A 19,264-nucleotide genomic window follows, 5' to 3' on the forward strand; every position below is an offset into this window, starting at 1 on the left:
CAGGACCCATTAATCCTGCACCGTCAGCGGCTCATCAGTTCGGGCAGGAACAATGTGATCGAGGGGAACGACAGCAGCAGGATCAGCACCACAATCTCCATCACCAGAAACGGCAGGATTCCCCTGAAAATCGTATTCAGCGGCACCTTTGTCTGTGCTGCGGCCACATAGGCGTTCAGCCCAAGCGGCGGCGTGAGCAGACCGATTTCAACTGTCTTGGTCACAACGATCCCGAACCAGACCGGGTTGCAGTCCAGCGCCATCGCCGTTGGAAAGGCCAGCGGCATGGCCAGCGACAGAATGGCAAGCTGGTCCATGAACATGCCCATGACCAGCAGCGACAGTATGATGATGCCGATGATGACCTCGCGCGGCATGTCGGTGGTTGCCACGAATTCCAGCAGGCTGTGCGTGATGCGCGTAAAGGCTAGGTAATTCGAGAATATCGCAGAACAGGCGACGATGGCCACGATCATCACCGTCGCGCGCACGGCGCTGCTGACCGATCTGTTGAACTGCACGAAGCTCATGGTGCGCTGTGCCAGAACGATCACCAGCGATCCCATCACCCCCAGCGCGGCGGCTTCGGATGGTGACGCGATGCCGCCGTAGATGGCACCGATAACGGCCACCATCAACAGCACCATCGGGATGACATGGCGGCTTTGGCTGACAGCTTTTTTCAGCTCAAAGGGTTCGCCCTTGGGGGCCTGATCGGTGGTGTGGGCGATGATCTTGATCACGACACCCAGACCGCAGGCCGTCAGCAGGCCGGGAATGATGCCCGCGATAAACAGCTTGCCGATCGAGGTTTCGGTCAGCACGCCGTAAACCACCAGCACGATGGACGGCGGCACAACCACAGCCAAGGTGCCGCCAACACTGACAACCGCCGCGGCCAGACGGTCAGAATAATTGTGGCGGCGCATTTCGGGAAAGGCCGATGCCGCCATCGCGGCGGTCGAGGCTGTCGAGCTGCCAACCAGCGCCGCCAGCAGGACAGATGCCGCAACCGTGGCAATGGCCAGCCCCCCCTTGAAATGACCCACCCAGCATTGGCAGGCAATGATCGCACGACGGGTTACGTCCCCTGCGGTCAAAAGCTCTGCCATCAGGATAAACAGCGGGATCGCCACCAGAATGAACGATGCAGACGAGTCAAAGAACGTGCGTTCCAGCACCGCCAGCGCCGGGCGAAACCCCAGTTGCGCGGCAAGGCCCAGCGTGCCGGTGATCCCCATCGCAAAAGCGATCGGCACCCGCGCGGCCATGAGAACGGCAAGAATGATGAGGATGACGAAAAAGGTAAGCATCTATGTGACCTGCGCTGCGTAAGTGGCAAGCGGTCGCCGCAGCGACCGCCCGTTTAAGTGTGTCGGAACGAGATCTTATTCGCTGGTCAGCGTGCGATAGGTCTCGAGCACTTCCGACGCCTTGTCATCCTGAAGTCGCTCGGCCCAGTCGACGCTGACGGCCACCAGCGCATCGGAAATTGTCGCCAGCTCTTCGTCGGTGAACTCATAGGTGTCGATGCCTTCGGCTTTCCAGGTTTCGATCAGACCGGCCACCGACGCATCCTGAGCCTGCGCCACATGAACCGCCGTTTCATTGCCAAGCTCCAGCATCTTGGCCTGCACATCCGCCGACAAGCTGTCGAACAGATCGGTGCGCACAACCATGATAAAGCTGTAGCCGCCGAACGACCCGTTGGTCGAAATGTGGCTGACCACTTCGTTCAGCTTGTACCCGGGCACCGATGCCAGCGGGAACAGCACCGCGTCCAGACGGCCCCGCTCGACGGCTGTGTACACTTCGGGGCCGGGAATCGAGATGCCAACTCCATGCAGCGCCCGCGCCGTCATCGCCTGTGTCGACCCGGATGTGCGCACATCCAGCCCGTCCCAGTCTGCGGGCATGCCCAGCCGTTTCTTGGCAAGCACCTGATAAGGTGGCAGAACAAAGCCGAAAATGGGAGTCACACTGGCAGCCAGAACTTCATCCCGCAGCGGGCCTTCTTGCAGCATCTTTTGCAACGCTGTGGTGCCCTGTTCTGCCGAGCCGTAATAGCCGGGCAAGCCAACAACCGAATTCAGCGGCAAAACATCTGCATGGTAAGATGCGCCCAACAGGGCCGCATCCAGAATACTGTTGTTCACAGCATCAAGCTGCGCCTTTGATTTGGCCGCCTGTTGCGACGGGAAATGTTCAAAGGTAATCGCGCCGTCGGTCGCTTCGGTAACAGCTGCCATCCATTTGCTTGTGCCTTCGACAGACACGATATGGCTGGTCGACTGGAAGTCCCCCAACCGCAGCGTTTCGGCCTGTGCGGTCACCCCTGCGAATGCAAAGGCACCCGCGACGACAGCGATCCATTTATTTGTAATTTTCATTTAGCTTTCCTCCCATTGAATGTGTTGTGGGTTCTGACCACGGCCCTGGCGTAAAGGCATCGTGCAGAAGCCGCAGAACCAGAACGCTGCATCCCAATGGAATAACGGCGTAGGCCCACCCAAGCGGCCAATCGACTGCCCCGTATTCGACATCGCCGTTGACGATGGCTTTGAGAGCAAAGTGCCCCGACATCCATGTGACCGCGGCAAAGAAAGCCGCAGGCAGCAACAGCCGCAACTTGGCGACCACCGTTCCCGCACGTCCGGGAATATGTTCGGGGATAAAGTCCAGCGCCAGATGGCCCCCGTCGCGGAAAACCCGCGACAGGGACAAGGTGGCAAGCGCTGGCATCAGATACAGTTCGGTCAGTTCGAACTGGATCTGCACCGGCCGGTTAAGGAACAGCCGGAGCAGAATATCAGCATTGATCAACGCCGCCACGGCGACGAGGCCAAGGCACCCTCCAAGATGAAGGATGTCCTCGATTTTTATCAGAAGTTTACCAAGTGGTTTCAACATTGCCTCCCCAGCTGTTGAATCGTGGTGGACCTCAGCGTTTGGGCAATTCCACGATTGCAGAACCAACAGCCGACATTTCGCCGTCTTGCTGTTCGGCACGCTGTTTGATCTCCAGCAAATAGCGGCCGTCTTCCTCGAACTTGCGCACAACCGTGCCGTGGATCAGGATGATGTCGCCTTCGGGGTTGTGGCGGCGCACTTCGCATTTCGTTTTTGCAAGGAAACCGTCATCGCCCATCCAGTTGGTGATCTGATGGGTCAGCCAGGATGTCCGCTCGGGGCCATAGTCGTAGGCACCAGGTGCGCCGACTTCCAGCGCAAATTCTTCTTCCCAGTGCACCCGCTCGGGGCAATCGGGAATGCCGAATTTGTTCTTGGGTCCGGCGCTGGGGTGTTTCTGCTGCAACTGCCATGCCAGCTTGTTGGCGCGAATATACAGACCGCCCCAGCCCTGGGCATAGGCGATAAAGCCGGTCGCGGTCATCGGACCCTTGACCATTGTGGGCAGTTCGTCGCCTTCGTTGACGTCGTCCCAATACCGGGTCTCGGCACCGCGGATCGTTTCCTGCTCGTAATACTTATAGTATTCCTGAAGCTCGGCTTCGGTCCAAACCTTGCGGCCGTTCTTTTTGGCCTCGGTATACTTGGTGCCGTTTTCACGCGCCTGATCGCGGTCGGTGCGGAAACACCAGCTGTCCGCCTCGGCCAGCATTTCGCCGGTCTTCGCGTCATAGAAATCAACGTGATAGATCTGCTGGATCGCCTTGCCGGCAAAGCGGGTGTTATGTTCGATCAGGTCTTTCAGGTACGCCTCGGTGCGGAACTCGGTGTTGCGCAGGATCGGCTTGTGCCATGTCCAGTTTGCGCCCGACCACATGGCATGCACGCCCGGCAGACCGCCCACATAGCCCGAGATGATCCGGCTGGTGGAAAACAGGAAGCTGGGCAGCGCCAGAACATCGCCGTATTTGGTGGTTTTGGCGTATTCGGGATCGCACCACAGCGGGTTGTCGTCGCCTATGCCGTGGGCATAGTGGCGAATGTTGTCGCGGGTCGCTTCATAGCACCAGGGCTCGACGGTTTTTTCAATCTTGACGCCGACGCGCTTGCGCAGGTCTTCCAGACCTTCGTCGGTGATCTTCGGGAATTTGCGGGTCATCTCGTTCATTTCATTCTCCTTGAAATTCTGAATTGGCGTGGCGGATCATTCCGCAGCGGCCAGTTTTTCGGCTTCCTGATCTCTCAGGATTTTGCGGTTCACCTTGCCTGCGGGTGTCTTTGGCAGGTCGGTGACAAACTCGATTTGTCGGGGGTATTCGTGGCGGGCCAGTCTGGCGCGCACATGGTCCTGAATGCTGGTGGTCAGGTCGGGCGTCTCGTCGCCCTTGAGGATGATATAGGCCTTGACGACCAGTCCGCGCAGCTCGTCGGGGGCGCCGATGACGGCGCATTCGGCCACCGCCGGATGGCTCAGCACCGCGTCCTCGACCTCGACCGCGCCGATGGTCCAGCCGGCGGAAATAATCACGTCATCCGCCCGCCCGCCGTGATAGAAATAGCCATCGGCATCAACCCGGCCGAGATCCTTGGTTTCAAACCACTGGCCGCGTTTCTTGACCATCAACTCGCCGGTTTCGCCCGGATCGGCAGGTGACCCGTCGGGCCGCTGCACTTCCACTTCGACGCCCGGCACAGCCTTGCCCATCGCGCCGTCGCGTACTTCCAGATCGTCGGCACCGGGATAGTTGGCGATAATCACGCCAATCTCGGTGGTGCCGTACATCGACCGCACCTTGGTGCCGAAAACCTGTTCGACATAGTTTGCAGTTTCCGAGTCAATCGGCTCGCCGGTGAAGGACAGCTTGTCAAAGCAATAGGAAAAGCCCTCGGCTGCGCCGGAATTGCGCATCATCCGATAGTGCGTTGCCGCAGCCGTCAGGTTGGTGACGCGAAAATCGTGCAAGGCGCGCAGCAGACGGACCGCATCGAATTTGCCGCTGAATGTGCCGGTCGACACCCCCATCGCCATGGGCGCAAGCGTGCCGTGCCACAGCCCATGCCCCCAGGCCGGCGATGACGGGCAAAAGAAACGGTCGCCGGGGCGAATGCCCGTTGCATACAATGCCGCCACCATCAGCGTCACGATAGACTGGTGGCTGTGTTTCACCGCCGCAGGCAATGCCCGTGTTGTCCCGGATGTATATTGCAGAACCGCCAGATCACGCCCCGACGTTGTGCAGTCATAGGTCGCGGGAAAATCGCTGAGCCCGTCCAGAAAATCCTGATCGACAACGGTGACATTCCGGGCCCCGCCCGCAACCGCATCGGGCGCTTTTTCGGCATTGGTGAAAAACAGCGCAGGCTTGCAATCGCCCACCCGCAACCGAATGCCATCCGGCCCGAACAGCGAAAACATCGGCACCGCGACGGCCCCGCTTTTGATCACCCCGAACATTGCCGCATAGAACGCCAGCGACGGTTCGATCATCACGGCAACGCGGTCGCCTTTCGTGATCCCCTTGGCCTCAAGATAATGCGCAATCTGCGAAGACCGGCGCGCCACCTCTTCAAAGGTCAGCACCTCGTCCGCGCCGTCAGAATGCGCGATCCGCAGCGCCACCTTGTCGCCGTCGACATGCCGGTCGAGACATTCGTGCGAGATGTTGAACTGCGCTGTATCGCCGTCGAACAGCTCCCAAAGCTTTTCTTTCGAGTAGTGCTTTTGAGCGTCCGCATAGGACGTGAATTCCGTCAACCGGGTCATTCCCGTCTCCTCCCAAAAATTTCCGCAGGCTGCTGAACAAGCTGTGCCCTGGCTCGTTGACAAGGGTAGTGAGACCGATCATCTATTGTCAATATGGTTATATCGTTGTATATAGACAATGAAATCACATCGGGATGAGGCCTGAAATGACTGGTGAAGACAAGAAATCCACAACCAAACGGCAGGTGCCTGCAGTCACGCGCGCCCTTGCAATACTGAGGTTTTTGGCACGCTCGAACGAGCCGGTGGGCGTCAATCCCATCGCCCGGGAGCTGGGGCTGATCCCCAGCACCTGCCTGCACATCCTGCGGGTTCTCGAAGATGAGGGTTTGGTCGAATTCGATTCGAACTTGAAACGCTACACGATCGGAATCGGCATTCTGCCCCTCGCGCGGGCCGCGCTTCAGCGCAATACATTCTCGACCCTGATCCAGCCCAAACTGTCGCAGATGTCGGAAAAATTCGGCGTGACCGGCATTGCCACCCAATTGTCCGAACCGGGGCAGATGGTGGTTGTGGCGCTGTCCCAGTCCAACATCCCCTTCCGGCTACAGGTCGATCTGGGCAGCCGCTTTCCCGCCCTCATCAGCGCCACGGGCCGCCTGTTCGCCGCGTTCAACGAACAGGACGAAACCGAACTGGCCACCCGCTTCAAAAAGCTCACATGGGATCACCCCCCCAGCCTTGAACAATGGCGTGCCGAAGTCGAAACCGCCCGCACCCGCGGCTATGCGGTGGATCAGGGCAGCTATATTTCCGGCGTTACGGTGGTGGCGGTTCCTGTCTTTGGGTCAGACAACAAAATGAACCGCTCGATTGTTGCCATCGGCATTTCCGAGCGCCTGAAAGACAAGGAAATCCCCAAGCTGGTCAAGGCAATGACAAGCATTCGGGAAGACATCGAAAACATGCAGATCGACACTGGGAGGTGAATCGTGACGACAGGTGACATCGCGTCAGAAAACTGGCGGGAAATGAAAATTGACGGGTTCATGGCGCTGATCGGCCCGCTTTTGCGGGCAACAGATGCGGATCGCAACCACAGCTATGCGCTGCAAACCGGCGCGCAGCACAAGAACCATCTGGGGATCGTGCATGGTGGTGTCCTGACCAGCCTGCTGGATCAGGTCATTGCCATCACCGCATGGAACGCAGCAGACCGTCAGCCCACCGTCACCGTGCAAATGGAAACCCGTTTTCTGGGCGCCGCCCGCGCGGGCGACTTGCTGAAAGTCCACCCCTCAATCCGTCAGGCGACGCGGTCGCTGATCTTTGTCGATGCCGACATCACCTGTGACGGCAGACAGATTGCAAGCGCCTCGGCGGTCATGAAAATTTCAAAGACATCGAAAGAGAAACCATGAACAACACCCACGAACCAACCCCCGCAGGGCCGCTGGCTGGCATCAGGGTTCTCGACTTTTCCCGCATCCTGTCCGGCCCCTATGCCAGCATGGTGCTGGCCGACCTTGGTGCCGAAATTATCAAGGTTGAACCGATCACATCCGGCGACGAAACCCGCAACTTTCCGCCCTTTCAAAACGGCATGAGCCACTATTACATCGCGCTCAATCGCAGCAAGAAAAGCATCTCGATTGATTTGAAATCCCCCGAAGGAATGCAGATTGCCAAAGATCTGGCCGCGCAATGCGACATCGTTCTGGAAAATTTTCGCCCCGGCGTGATGGACCGTCTGGGGCTGGGCTATGAGACGCTGCGCGCCCGGAACGACAGGCTGCTGTATTGTTCGATCACCGGCTTCGGCGCCAACAGCCCGCACGGCGACAAGCCCGCCTTTGACATCGTCGCACAGGCGCTTTCCGGCGTGATGAGCGTTAATTGCGAACCGGGCCAAGCTCCGAACAAACTGGGCATCCCTTTGGGCGACATGGCGGGCAGCATCTTTTCGGTGTTCGGCCTGCTGGCCGCCCTGCACGAACGCAATGCCACCGGACGCGGCAAACATATCGAGGTCGCAATGCTCGACAGCCTGATCGCATTGCAGGGCTATCTGTCGCAAATCTATTTTGTCACCGGCCAAAGCCCGCAGCCCGTTGGCACGCACCACCCCAGCATTGTGCCCTATGGATCGTTCGCCACGTCTGACGGCCATGTCATCGTGGCCTGCCTGACAGAACGGTTCTGGCACAATTTCGCCCGCAGCCTCGACCGCGAGGATCTTATAAAAGACCCCCGCTTTGCGCTTTACGACGCGCGGCTGGCCAATCGTGATGCCCTGCAACCCATCATCCATGACCGCATGACGCAGGACACGACCGCCTATTGGCTGCAACGGCTGGAAGATTTCGATGTGCCAAGCGCCCCGATCCTGTCCATAGGCGAGGCGCTGGAACAAGACCACGTTGCCCAACAGGGTCTTGTCGAACAGGTCACGCACCCCGAACTTGGTGACATGAAGCTGGTCCGCGGACCGATCCGGTTCGACGGCGTCGGCCCGGCCCCAGCCACCGCACCGTCGATGCTGGGGGAAAACACCTTTGACATCTTGTCCGGCGAACTGGGGCTTCAGGCGGCAGACATTCAGAAACTGGTCGTCAAAGGGGTGGTGAAAGGCCTGCCCTGAGGCAGGCCATCAGGGTCAACGGGCACCTCTCCCTGGCTATCAACGACGCACCACAGCCAAAACTTCTTGCCGAGGATACCTACCGCCAGGTGAGTTGACCCGCGAATTGACGATGCCGCGCCGTTTCCCTGTGCAATTCCAGGGCCCGCTGGCAGGAATACATACTTTAGTTTTGCTCGGATGTGTGGCCTGCCTGGATTGGGTGCCGATAAGTGCCCTGTTTTACAAGGCATGCAGACGATCACATTGGCAAGCCTCGCAAAGCACTGGGGACAGACAGGGCTTGCAGCGCGCTGGCAGCGTCAGCAAGTTGCTATGAACGCTTTATGAATTTCAGCGGGTGCAGCCGGTGATGCGCGCCACGCATCGGTCGGCGCAGATTTGGGGCCGGTGCAACGGCCGGGCCGCGGAAAATGCGCTTCGGGCTTGCCAAAATCACACACAAGAGCATACCATAGTATTTATATCTTAGCCTATAGTATGGATTTTCTCTAATCCATCATATATGGATAAGGAACTATTCGAAAGTATGTGTGGCTGCCAACCTGTCGGATTTTCCTGTCGCACCCTCTTTCAAAACGCGTTGGCGGGTTCATGCCGCGTGTACTTAAAAATGGAGTTGCCTAGGTGGGCAAGCGTCAAGATCTCAGCGGCACACGCGTGCGCGAAAGTCATATTGATCAGGCAGTTAGCCTGACCGCGACGGGTCGTGAGATACAGGATTCGATCGAGAAGGGCGGGCGTTTCAGCGGCGTTTCCGCGACGGCTGTGGCCATTGGTATGGGCCTTGCCGTGCAAAGCGGTTCGCCCGACGGATTGCAGGCATTTGCGGCCACCCTGCCCGAGGGTGACAGCCTGATTCCCACCAAGGATGCGCCGAATCGGACGGCCCCGACCAGCGGGGAAGACAGCGCCGCTGTGCAGGCTGCTGCCGGACTGGATTTCGCGGCGCAGGCTGGTGATGCGGCAAGTGTGAGCGTTGAAACAGGTTCTTCTGCAAATGGTGACGACGCCGCAGGCCCCGAGCTGGCCAGCCTTGGCGCGGGCCCCTTGCACGCCGTACCCGAGGATCAGCCCTTTGTGGCGCCGGTGGCAAAGTCACCCCAGGCAGAGCCTGCCGCCGCGGCACCCGGCGCCAGCGCGCAGCCGACAGCGCCCGCTTCCGGCAATCCGTCTGTGCCAGATGCCACAGTCGCCCCAAGCAACCCGCAAACTTCGCCACCCGACGTGGCGGGTGGTGTGGGCACGGTTGTTGATGCCGTTTTGGGCGATGATGGTGTCGTGGACACTGTCATCGATACGGTTCTGGGCGACGGTGGCGTTGTCGATACTGTACTGGACACCGTCCTTGGGGATGGCGGGATCGTCGATTCCGTTGTTGATGTCGTTCTGGGTGATGGCGGCGTTGTGGACAGCATTGTTGATGTGGTGCTGGGCGACGAGGGTATCGTTGATGTTATTCTGGGCGACGATGGAGTCGTAGGCACTGTTGTTGATGTTGTCCTTGGTGATGACGGGGTTGTGGACTCGCTTTTGGGTGAGGACGGCGTTGTGCTGGGCCTTGTCGACGATCTGGTTGGCGATGACGGGCTGATCGGTGGGCTGATTGGCGGTGACACCGGCCTGCTGGATCCGCTGGTTGGTGACGGCGGCGTCGTCGATTCCGTTGTGGACGTTGTTCTGGGTGACGAAGGCCTGGTGGGCGGGCTGCTGGGCGATGAAGGTCTGGTAGGCGGTTTGCTCGGAGATGACGGCCTCGTGGGCGGTCTTTTGGGTGACGACGGTCTTGTTGGCGGCCTGCTGGGCGATGGTGGTCTGCTGGGCGGATTGTTGGGTGGACAGCCCGCAACCGAGCCTGTGAGCGCCCCGCTTGCAGACGCAGCGCTGCCCGTGGATATTCTCAGCGGCCCTGTGTTGGGTGTGACCGAGACGGTTGCAGAAACAGTCGAAACTGTCACCGAAGTTGTGCCCGATGTGGTCGAAACGGTGGCCGAGGCCGTCGAGACGGTCACAGAAGTTGTGCCCGAGGTAGTGGAGACAGCGACCGGGACCGTCGAGTCCCTGACCGATGGCATTCTGGGCGATGACGGCCTTGTGGGCGGCCTGCTGGGCGGTGGCGCTGCGGATGCACCTCTGGATGCGGTCAGTGCGCCGGTTGAAGCGGTTGCAGAGACGGTTTCAGAGACAGTCGAAACTGTCACCGAAGTTGTGCCCGACGTAGTGGAGACAGTGACAGAGACCGTCGAGTCCCTGACCGATGGCATTCTGGGCGACGATGGCCTTGTGGGTGGTCTGCTGGGTGGTGGCGCTGCGGATGTGCCGCTGGATGCGGTGAGCGCGCCGGTTGAGGCGGTTGCCGAGACGGTCACAGAGGTTGTGCCCGATGTGGTCGAAACGGTGACCGAGACCGTCGAGACAGTTACCGAAGTTGTGCCCGAGGTAGTGGAGACAGCGACCGAGACCGTCGAGTCCCTGACCGATGGCATTCTGGGCGACGACGGCCTTGTGGGTGGTCTGCTGGGCGGTGGCGCTGCGGATGTGCCGCTGGATGCGGTGAGCGCGCCGGTTGAGGCGGTGACCGAGACGGTTGCAGAAACAGTCGAAACTGTCACCGAAGTCGTGCCCGATGTGGTTGAAACGGTGGCCGAGACCGTCGAGACGGTCACAGAAGTTGTGCCCGAGGTAGTGGAGACAGCGACCGAGACCGTCGAGTCCCTGACCGATGGCATTCTGGGCGACGACGGCCTTGTGGGTGGTCTGCTGGGCGGTGGCGCTGCGGATATGCCGCTGGATGCGGTGAGCGCGCCGGTTGAAGCGGTGACCGAGACGGTTGCAGAGACCGTTGAAACAGTCACCGAAGTCGTGCCCGACGTAGTGGAGACAGCGACCGAGGCCGTCGAGTCCCTGACCGATGGCATTCTGGGCGACGACGGCCTTGCGGGTGGCTTGCTGGGCGGTGGCGCTGCGGATGTGCCGCTGGATGCGGTCAGTGCGCCGGTTGAGGCGGTTGCCGAGACAGTCGAAACTGTCACCGAAGTTGTGCCCGATGTGGTCGAAACGGTGGCCGAGACCGTCGAAACAGTTACCGAAGTCGTGCCCGAGGTAGTGGAGACAGCGACCGAGACCGTCGAGTCCCTGACCGATGGCATTCTGGGCGACGATGGCCTTGTGGGTGGTCTGCTGGGTGGTGGCGCTGCGGATGTGCCGCTGGATGCGGTGAGCGCGCCGGTTGAGGCGGTTGCCGAGACGGTCACAGAGGTTGTGCCCGATGTGGTCGAAACGGTGACCGAGACCGTCGAGACAGTTACCGAAGTTGTGCCCGAGGTAGTGGAGACAGCGACCGAGACCGTCGAGTCCCTGACCGATGGCATTCTGGGCGACGACGGCCTTGTGGGTGGTCTGCTGGGCGGTGGCGCTGCGGATGTGCCGCTGGATGCGGTGAGCGCGCCGGTTGAGGCGGTGACCGAGACGGTTGCAGAAACAGTCGAAACTGTCACCGAAGTCGTGCCCGATGTGGTTGAAACGGTGGCCGAGACCGTCGAGTCCCTGACCGATGGCATTCTGGGCGACGACGGCCTTGTGGGTGGTCTGCTGGGCGGTGGCGCTGCGGATATGCCGCTGGATGCGGTGAGCGCGCCGGTTGAAGCGGTGACCGAGACGGTTGCAGAGACCGTTGAAACAGTCACCGAAGTCGTGCCCGACGTAGTGGAGACAGCGACCGAGGCCGTCGAGTCCCTGACCGATGGCATTCTGGGCGACGACGGCCTTGCGGGTGGCTTGCTGGGCGGTGGCGCTGCGGATGTGCCGCTGGATGCGGTCAGTGCGCCGGTTGAGGCGGTTGCCGAGACAGTCGAAACTGTCACCGAAGTTGTGCCCGATGTGGTCGAAACGGTGGCCGAGACCGTCGAAACAGTTACCGAAGTCGTGCCCGAGGTAGTGGAGACAGCGACCGAGACCGTCGAGTCCCTGACCGATGGCATTCTGGGCGACGATGGCCTTGTGGGTGGTCTGCTGGGTGGTGGCGCTGCGGATGTGCCGCTGGATGCGGTGAGCGCGGCGGTTGAGGCGGTTGCCGAGACGGTCACAGAGGTTGTGCCCGATGTGGTCGAAACGGTGACCGAGACCGTCGAGACAGTTACCGAAGTTGTGCCCGAGGTAGTGGAGACAGCGACCGAGACCGTCGAGTCCCTGACCGATGGCATTCTGGGCGACGACGGCCTTGTGGGTGGTCTGCTGGGCGGTGGCGCTGCGGATGTGCCGCTGGATGCGGTGAGCGCGCCGGTTGAGGCGGTGACCGAGACGGTTGCAGAAACAGTCGAAACTGTCACCGAAGTCGTGCCCGATGTGGTTGAAACGGTGGCCGAGACCGTCGAGACGGTCACAGAAGTTGTGCCAGACGTAGTGGAGACAGCGACCGAGACCGTTGAGTCCCTGACCGATGGCATTCTGGGCGATGACGGCCTTGTGGGTGGTCTGCTGGGCGGTGCCTTCACGGCATCGGCACTGGATGCGGTCGGTGCACCTGTAGAAACAGTGACTGAAACCACGAGCGAAATGGCCGCAACTTCTGCGGCGATTGCCGATCCCTTGGTCATGGATGCGACCGAAACCGCCGAGACTGTTGAAGACACGTTGAGCAGCGGCCTTGATGCGTCTGCTGCCCTTGTCACCCCGGTGGTTGCGGATGCGGTTGAAACAGCGGCTGCTGCCACCGACCCGCTGACGGAAGAGGGTGATGACGGTTTCCTGGATACGTTGATCGGCGAATATGGTGCGCTGGATCTGCTTGGTGAATCCGATACGCCCGAAGATACGCGCGCGCCTTCGATTTTCGAAGGGTTGCTGGGTGAAGGTGATATTTTCGGACTGGATGTGCCGGGTGCGGACGATGGTTCCGATGATCTGTTTGCAGGGCTCAGTGGTGGCGAAAGCCTGTCCGGCTCCTTGATTGATCAAGGGGTGCTTGCGCTTTCAGATGACACAGGCGCAGATGAATCCGATCCGGAGATTGACGGCCTGCTGAACAATATTCTTGCGGGCGGGGTCGAAGACCTGTTCGCTGAATCCAGCACATTTGACCAGCTGTTCCAGAACGACGACACGCCTGTTGATGGACCTTCCGAAGACGTCCCGGCTGCCGAGCCGGCCGACAGCGGCGTGTTCCTGGACGAGTCTGTTGAAGATGCTCTGAATGTTCTGTTCGACCATAGCTCATCGCTTGTTGGCGGGCTGTTTGGCGGTCATGGCGAGGACGACGCGGTCTAAATCGCCTGAAATTTTTGGGTTTTGTGGGAGATTTTTTAGCTTCCCACAACCTAAACCTGTGCCTGTATCAGTTCAAGTGTTTGATAAGTATTATATTTTTTGCAACCTGTGTTTGCCATAAAACACAGAAATACAACTATTGGTCATAGTCTTGCCTTGAAATAGGTTCAATATTCGGTTAACAGTCGAAACATAGGCAAAAAGTGTTCGAAAGTTGTTTGTAACAATCAAAAGATAGATGCCGCAGGCGTTCTTAGATCAGGGGACTTAAGAGCGTTTTGAAAGGCATCTGTGTTGTAATTAAGAGGTCTAGCGGTGGCAGTCGCAGTAACCACACATGAAAAGGGCGCAAACCAGCCGGCACATACACAGTTCACGTCGCGTCTGATGCTTGACGCCCCGACGGATGTGTCTTTGGCGCCGGGCGTTTCGATTGTTGGCACTGAAAAAGTTGGTGGAGATCTGGTTGTAGGTCTGTCCAACGGTGAAACACTGCATTTGGATGATTTCTTTGTCATTGGTCCAGATGGTGATTTCAGCCGTCTTATGTCAGCCAGCGGCGAACCTCTTGTGACCGGCCTGATGGGGCCAGAACCCGATTTTCCGCAAAGCGCCGAAACCACCGAGGCGATGCAAAGCGTTGAAAGTCCGGCCACGTCTTCACCTGACGCGGCCGGTTCAGATGCCGACGCTGACGGTTGGGGCGACTTGGCCCTGATCACGGGCGCGGGGTTCACCTTGGGCAGCGGTATCAGTTTCTTGTCGGGCGGCGGTGGTGGATCGGACTCTGGCGCGCAGGGGCCGGAAGTCCAGTTTCAGGTGTCCGATCAGGCCGAATTTGCGGCAGCCATCGAAGAACTGACCGGCCCGGAGGATCAGATACTGCAAGATTCTGAATTTGATACGGAATTTTCCGCTGCAGCCCCCCCGGAAAGTGATTTTTCCGATGCCGAAATCACCCCCGAAGTCGAATTTGACACGAAAATGCCCGAAACCGATGGTTTCCTGAGCGCAGATTCGACGGACCCGTCCCTGCTGCCAATCGCGGACGCGCAGGACAATTTGTTAATCGATCTGATGACGGAGGTCATTTGATGCATCTGACGCCACTGCCCCGACTGACCACCTATTGCGCCGTGTTGCTATCTCTTGCGCTGCTGGCCACGCCTGTTGCCGCGCAAATGTCCTTGCGCAGTGCGGTGCTTGAGGCGACCGAACGGGACGGAGACATCGGGGCGCTGCGCCAGATCGTTGCAAGCCGGACCATCGACATTCAGGCCGAGCGCGACGCCTATTATCCCAGCATCAGCGTTTCGGGTGACAGTTCGACAACAGACTCAAACGGCCCCGGCATCACGCTGACCGTGTCACAGGTGTTGTTCGACTGGGGGCTGATCCGCAGCAAGATCGACGCGGCTTCGCATGTGCGCGTACAGGCGGTGTCTGATCTGAAAATGGCGGTCGAGGGGCTGACGCTTCAGGTGGCGGAATTCTTTATCGACGTTGAAACGCTTGATCTAAAGATCGCGCGCACGCGCAGCTATACCAGTTTTGCCCGCAGGATCGCCGGACAGGCCCAGGATCGCGCCAGGGCCGGGATCAGTGACAATGGCGAGGTCGCGCGCGCGCGACTTGAGATCTCGCGCGCCGAGGACCAGTTGTCGCAACTGGTCGCAAACCGCCAGATTGCGCTGTCGCAGATTGCATTTCTGGTTGGACGGGAAACAGCTTCGGTTCAATCGCCACCCGAGCTGGGCTTTGCGCGCCGCTATTCGCAAGCCGCTAAAATCCGGTCGGCTGTGCGCATTGCCCCCGACTATGTCGCTGCCCGCGCCGGCGCTGACGAGGCTGCCGCCGGCGTCGAAACTGCCAAGGCCTCGCGCCTGCCCACGATTAAATTGCAAGCACAGGGCCGCGCCGATCTGAACGGTGGCAGGAGCCGCACCGCCATCGGTATTTCCACAGGCGTCGATCTCAGTTCCAGCGGGCTTGGGAAACGTCGCGTGCAGTCGGCGCAATTGGAATTGCAGGGCGCAAAATCAACGCTGTTTGCTGTTGAACGAAACCTAACCAACACCGCCACAAGCGCGCAGCAGCAAATCAGTATTCTAAGCAGAACCGAGCGCGCCCGCGGCCAGCAGTTGGTCGAAGCGCAACGTGTTCTGGACAACTATGAAGAGCAGTTTGTCGGCGGCCAGCGCGAGTTGCTGGACCTGCTGACAACAGGCCGTGATCTGTATGATTCACAGATCGACAAAATCGACACTTACGACGAACGCAAACGCACTGAGTACCGTGCAGCACATGATTTGGGCGTGTTGGGGACACTGCTCATTTCTGCCTCTGCAACGCAGTAGGCAAAGCATGACGATGGAATGGACGCACGGATGAAAGACCAAAAACCCTCTGACCCGCTGATTGAAGGTCTGGTCGAGCTGTGCCGTGTGCAAGGTGTCGCCACGTCCGCCAGTCAGCTGACGGACGGGCTTCCCAAATCCCAAGGCGGCAAAAGCAATGCAGAGCTTGCCGGTCTGGCGCTGCGTCGTGTCAATATGAGCTGCCGGATCAGCAACGAAACGCTGGAAAACATTCCCGATCACAGCCTGCCCGCCCTGCTGTTCCTGAAAAGCGGGCGCACCGTTGTATTGGAAAACCTGACCGAGACCAATGCCCGCGTCATCCTGCCCGAAGCCGGGGGTGGCCGCAGTGACTGGACCCGTGCCGAGCTGGAAAAATTGCATGACGGGCGGGTTCTGATTTCAAAGCCCATCGACATTGTGTCGGACCGCCTGGACGAGAAAAGCGCCGACAAGCGTCACTGGATTTTAGGGCCGGTTCTAAGCAACTGGGTGATCTACCGCGATGTCATTCTGGCGTCTTTTGCCGCCAATATTCTGGCGGTGGCAACGGCGTTGTTTTCGATGCAGGTCTATGACCGCGTGGTGCCCAGCAACGCCTTTGACACGCTGTGGATTCTGGCCAGCGGCGTTGGCATTGCCATTGTTCTGGAACTGTTGCTGCGGCTGATGCGGTCAACTTTGGTTGATGTTTCGGGCCGCGATCTGGATCTGCGGCTGTCGGCGCAGCTGTTCGACAAAGTGGCCAATATGCGATTGAAACACCAACCCGCATCGACGGGTGTGTTTGCCAACCAGGTCCGCGACTTTGCGACGGTGCGCGAATTTTTCACCTCGGGCACGGTAACGGCGATCTGCGATCTGCCCTTTGTGCTGATCTTTGTGGCGGTGATCTGGTTTATCGGCGGGCCCGTTGCGCTTGTGGTTCTGGCAGGCGTGGTGGCAACCATTCTGCCCGGTTTGCTGATGCAAAAGAAACTGGCGGCGGCATCGCGCGAAAGCGCGCGCGAAGCGGCGGCGCTGAACGGGTTGTTGCTGGAAACCATTTCCAACCTTGAAACCGTCAAGGCATCGCGCGCCGAGGGGCGTTTGCAACGCGCCCACGCGCAACTGTCCGCCACCATGGCGACAACCGCGATCAAGACACGCGGCATTACCAACATCATGACCCAACTGGTCAGCACGGTGCAAAAGCTGGCCTATGCCGGTGTGATCATTGCCGGGGTCTATCTGATCAGCGCGGGCGAGTTGACTGTTGGCAGCCTGATTGCCTGTACCCTTCTGTCCAGCCGCACCATGTCCCCGATGGGTCAGGTTGCGGGGCTGCTGGCACGCTGGCAACAGGTGCGCGCGGCAATGGAAGGGCTGGACGAGATCATCGCCCTGCCCGTCGAACGCCCCAGCGACCGCCACTTTGTGCGCGCCGCGTCGATGGCGGGGGGCTACAAGATCGAAGACGTTGTGTTCCGTCACGATCCGCAGGCGCCACCGGTCATCGCGATCCCCGAGCTGAAAATCGAAGCAGGCGAACGCATTGCCCTGTTGGGCGGCAACGGCGCCGGAAAATCGACACTGTTGCGGCTGATGGCCGGCCTGACCGATCCGCAGGCGGGCAGCGTTCTGATCGACAACCTGTCGCTGTCCCAGATCGATCCGATCGACCGGCGTCGCCAGATCGGCTATTTGCCGCAAAGCGTTGCGTTGTTTCAAGGCACCCTGCGCGACAATCTGTTGCTGGATCACGGCCTGCATTCGGATGACGAGCTGCTGGAGGCGCTGGACGCCGTCGGGCTTGGGTCTTTTGTGCGCCGCCATGTGCGCGGGCTTGATCTGCAATTGCAGGGCAATGCCAACGTGTCGGGCGGTCAGCGCCAGTCGATCGGTCTGGCACGGGTGCTGTTGCAGGATCCAAAAGTGGTCTTGCTGGACGAACCCACCGCTGCCTTTGACCACATCACCGAAAGCAAGGTGATCGACCATATGAAAACCTGGCTGGTCGGGCGCACAACGGTGATTTCGACACACAAGCGCGAACTGTTGGCGCTGACCGAACGTGCCGTTGTTCTGAAAGAGGGCCGCGTCGCGCGTGATGGCGACCTGCTGCAAATCCTGAATTCGGCACGGGCCAATTCTGTTCAGAAACATCCGGTGAAAGCAGTCACATGACCAGCATAGACGCCCTGACAACCAGCCACATGGATGGCAGTTATCGCAGGCAGACGCTGAGGATGGCCAAGCTGACCATCCAGACAATTGTACTATCGCTCATCATCGCGGTCACCTGGGCCGCAATTGCAGAGATCAATGAAATTACGCGGGGCGACGGGCGGGTGATCCCGCTGCGGCGGATGCAGACCATCCAAAGCCTCGAAGGGGGTATTCTTTCGCATCTGGCTGTCAGCGAGGGCGACATAGTCGATGCGGGCCAGGTTCTGGCACGGCTCGATCCGACGCGGTCGCAATCCGCCTTTCTGTCTGCCCAGTCGGAAATCACCGCACTGACCGCCGAGGTTGCGCGGCTGCAAGCCGAGGTTCTGGAACGACCCGAGCTGGACTTTGGGGCCGAGCCGAACCCCGCCGAAGTGACCGAGCTGCGCCTGTTCAACGCACGCCGCACCAAGCTTGAAGCGTCGCTGAGCGCGCTTGAAGCCGAGCAGACCGCCATTCAGGAACAGATCGACATCACCCGTCCGCTGACGGCCAGCGGGTCGGTGAGCAAGATCAACCTGCTGCAACTGGAGCAGAAAAAGGCCGAGATCGACGGCAAGATCAGCGAAACCCGCAATGTCTATGTGCAGGACGCCTATAAGGATCTGGCGCAACGCCGGGCCAAGCTGTTGATGATCCAGCAGGATCTGATCCAGAAAGAGGACGAATTCCAGCGCACGGAAATCCGCTCGCCTGTCGCGGGGCGGGTCAACAACATCGACATCACCACACTTGGCGGTGTCGTGCAGCCGGGCGAGCCGATCATGGAAATCACACCCACTGATGACCAGCTGATTATCGAAACCAAGGTGCTGCCGCGCGATGTGGCCTTTATCGCGCCGGGTATGCCCGCCAGCGTCAAGATCACGGCCTATGATTTTGCCACCTATGGCGACCTGCGCGGCACGGTCACCCAAATTTCGGAAGACACGGTCGAAGAGGACACACCGCAGGGTCCGCAGGATTTCTATCGGGTCATGGTCAAGACCGAGCGCAGCTATCTGGAACGACATGGCGAACAGTTTGCAATTCGCCCGGGTATGATTGCGCAGGTCGATATCGAAAGCGGCAAGCGCTCGGTGCTAAGCTATTTGACACGTCCTCTGCTGAAAGCCAGATTGCAATAAGCCCGAATGCACGCGCCCCGTTGCAGAGATGCAATGAACAAGAGAAAGA

General features: G+C 59.6%; 13 protein-coding genes. 8 read left to right on the forward strand and 5 right to left on the reverse strand.

The window, feature by feature from the left end:
* Positions 1–23 precede the first annotated feature (23 nt).
* The 5 genes from DSM107133_RS20755 to DSM107133_RS20775 form a co-directional block, all read right to left on the reverse strand.
* Positions 24–1,313 carry a TRAP transporter large permease gene (locus DSM107133_RS20755; protein WP_114295102.1) on the reverse strand — a complete coding sequence of 430 codons (1,290 nt, stop codon included), beginning with the start codon at positions 1,311–1,313 and terminating at the stop codon, positions 24–26.
* Between the two features lie 75 nt (positions 1,314–1,388).
* On the reverse strand, positions 1,389–2,390 hold the full coding sequence (gene dctP / locus DSM107133_RS20760; RefSeq protein WP_114295101.1) for a TRAP transporter substrate-binding protein DctP: 1,002 nt from the start codon (positions 2,388–2,390) through the stop codon (positions 1,389–1,391).
* Positions 2,374–3,009, reverse strand: coding sequence for a TRAP transporter small permease (locus DSM107133_RS20765; protein WP_243253612.1), 636 nt, complete (start codon positions 3,007–3,009; stop codon positions 2,374–2,376). Before DSM107133_RS20765 ends, dctP begins: the two co-directional genes overlap by 17 nt.
* Positions 2,942–4,078 carry a MaoC family dehydratase N-terminal domain-containing protein gene (locus DSM107133_RS20770; RefSeq protein WP_114295099.1) on the reverse strand — a complete coding sequence of 379 codons (1,137 nt, stop codon included), beginning with the start codon at positions 4,076–4,078 and terminating at the stop codon, positions 2,942–2,944. The genes DSM107133_RS20765 and DSM107133_RS20770 overlap by 68 nt, the downstream gene beginning before the upstream one ends.
* Positions 4,079–4,114: 36 nt before the next feature.
* A complete protein-coding gene (locus DSM107133_RS20775; protein WP_114295098.1) occupies positions 4,115–5,674 on the reverse strand; it encodes an AMP-binding protein in 1,560 nt (519 codons plus the stop codon).
* Between the two features lie 146 nt (positions 5,675–5,820).
* On the opposite strand from DSM107133_RS20775, the gene DSM107133_RS20780 reads away from it, so the two are divergent.
* The 8 genes from DSM107133_RS20780 (at position 5,821) to DSM107133_RS20815 (ending at position 19,215) form a co-directional block, all read left to right on the forward strand.
* Positions 5,821–6,606, forward strand: a complete 786-nt coding sequence (locus DSM107133_RS20780; protein WP_114295097.1) for an IclR family transcriptional regulator — start codon at positions 5,821–5,823, stop codon at positions 6,604–6,606.
* A 3-nt stretch (positions 6,607–6,609) separates the two neighbouring features.
* Positions 6,610–7,038 (forward strand): PaaI family thioesterase, encoded by a 429-nt coding sequence (locus tag DSM107133_RS20785; protein WP_240310648.1) that lies wholly within the window; start codon positions 6,610–6,612, stop codon positions 7,036–7,038.
* A complete protein-coding gene (locus DSM107133_RS20790) occupies positions 7,035–8,258 on the forward strand; it encodes a CoA transferase (RefSeq protein ID WP_114295096.1) in 1,224 nt (407 codons plus the stop codon). Before DSM107133_RS20785 ends, DSM107133_RS20790 begins: the two co-directional genes overlap by 4 nt.
* Before the next feature lie 627 nt (positions 8,259–8,885).
* Positions 8,886–13,523, forward strand: coding sequence for a hypothetical protein (locus tag DSM107133_RS20795; RefSeq protein ID WP_243253613.1), 4,638 nt, complete (start codon positions 8,886–8,888; stop codon positions 13,521–13,523).
* A gap of 315 nt (positions 13,524–13,838) precedes the next feature.
* The gene (locus DSM107133_RS20800; protein WP_114295094.1) at positions 13,839–14,618 is read left to right on the forward strand and encodes a hypothetical protein; all 780 of its coding nucleotides are present in this window, start codon (positions 13,839–13,841) and stop codon (positions 14,616–14,618) included.
* On the forward strand, positions 14,618–15,880 hold the full coding sequence (locus DSM107133_RS20805; protein WP_114295093.1) for a TolC family protein: 1,263 nt from the start codon (positions 14,618–14,620) through the stop codon (positions 15,878–15,880). The genes DSM107133_RS20800 and DSM107133_RS20805 overlap by 1 nt, the downstream gene beginning before the upstream one ends.
* 30 nt (positions 15,881–15,910) lie before the next feature.
* Positions 15,911–18,046 carry a type I secretion system permease/ATPase gene (locus DSM107133_RS20810; RefSeq protein ID WP_114295113.1) on the forward strand — a complete coding sequence of 712 codons (2,136 nt, stop codon included), beginning with the start codon at positions 15,911–15,913 and terminating at the stop codon, positions 18,044–18,046.
* The gene (locus tag DSM107133_RS20815; RefSeq protein ID WP_205387893.1) at positions 18,043–19,215 is read left to right on the forward strand and encodes an HlyD family efflux transporter periplasmic adaptor subunit; all 1,173 of its coding nucleotides are present in this window, start codon (positions 18,043–18,045) and stop codon (positions 19,213–19,215) included. The genes DSM107133_RS20810 and DSM107133_RS20815 overlap by 4 nt, the downstream gene beginning before the upstream one ends.
* Positions 19,216–19,264: the final 49 nt, after the last annotated feature.

This window comes from Pseudosulfitobacter sp. DSM 107133, from assembly GCF_022788695.1.
Classification (GTDB): domain Bacteria; phylum Pseudomonadota; class Alphaproteobacteria; order Rhodobacterales; family Rhodobacteraceae; genus Pseudosulfitobacter.

Coding starts and splice junctions, on each gene's coding strand:
- DSM107133_RS20755 (WP_114295102.1), bottom strand. CDS start 1,313: ATGCTTACCTTTTTCGTCATCCTCATCATTCTTGCCGTTCTCATGGCC.
- dctP (WP_114295101.1), bottom strand. CDS start 2,390: ATGAAAATTACAAATAAATGGATCGCTGTCGTCGCGGGTGCCTTTGCA.
- DSM107133_RS20770 (WP_114295099.1), bottom strand. CDS start 4,078: ATGAACGAGATGACCCGCAAATTCCCGAAGATCACCGACGAAGGTCTG.
- DSM107133_RS20775 (WP_114295098.1), bottom strand. CDS start 5,674: ATGACCCGGTTGACGGAATTCACGTCCTATGCGGACGCTCAAAAGCAC.
- DSM107133_RS20780 (WP_114295097.1), top strand. CDS start 5,821: ATGACTGGTGAAGACAAGAAATCCACAACCAAACGGCAGGTGCCTGCA.
- DSM107133_RS20790 (WP_114295096.1), top strand. CDS start 7,035: ATGAACAACACCCACGAACCAACCCCCGCAGGGCCGCTGGCTGGCATC.
- DSM107133_RS20805 (WP_114295093.1), top strand. CDS start 14,618: ATGCATCTGACGCCACTGCCCCGACTGACCACCTATTGCGCCGTGTTG.
- DSM107133_RS20810 (WP_114295113.1), top strand. CDS start 15,911: ATGAAAGACCAAAAACCCTCTGACCCGCTGATTGAAGGTCTGGTCGAG.
- DSM107133_RS20815 (WP_205387893.1), top strand. CDS start 18,043: ATGACCAGCATAGACGCCCTGACAACCAGCCACATGGATGGCAGTTAT.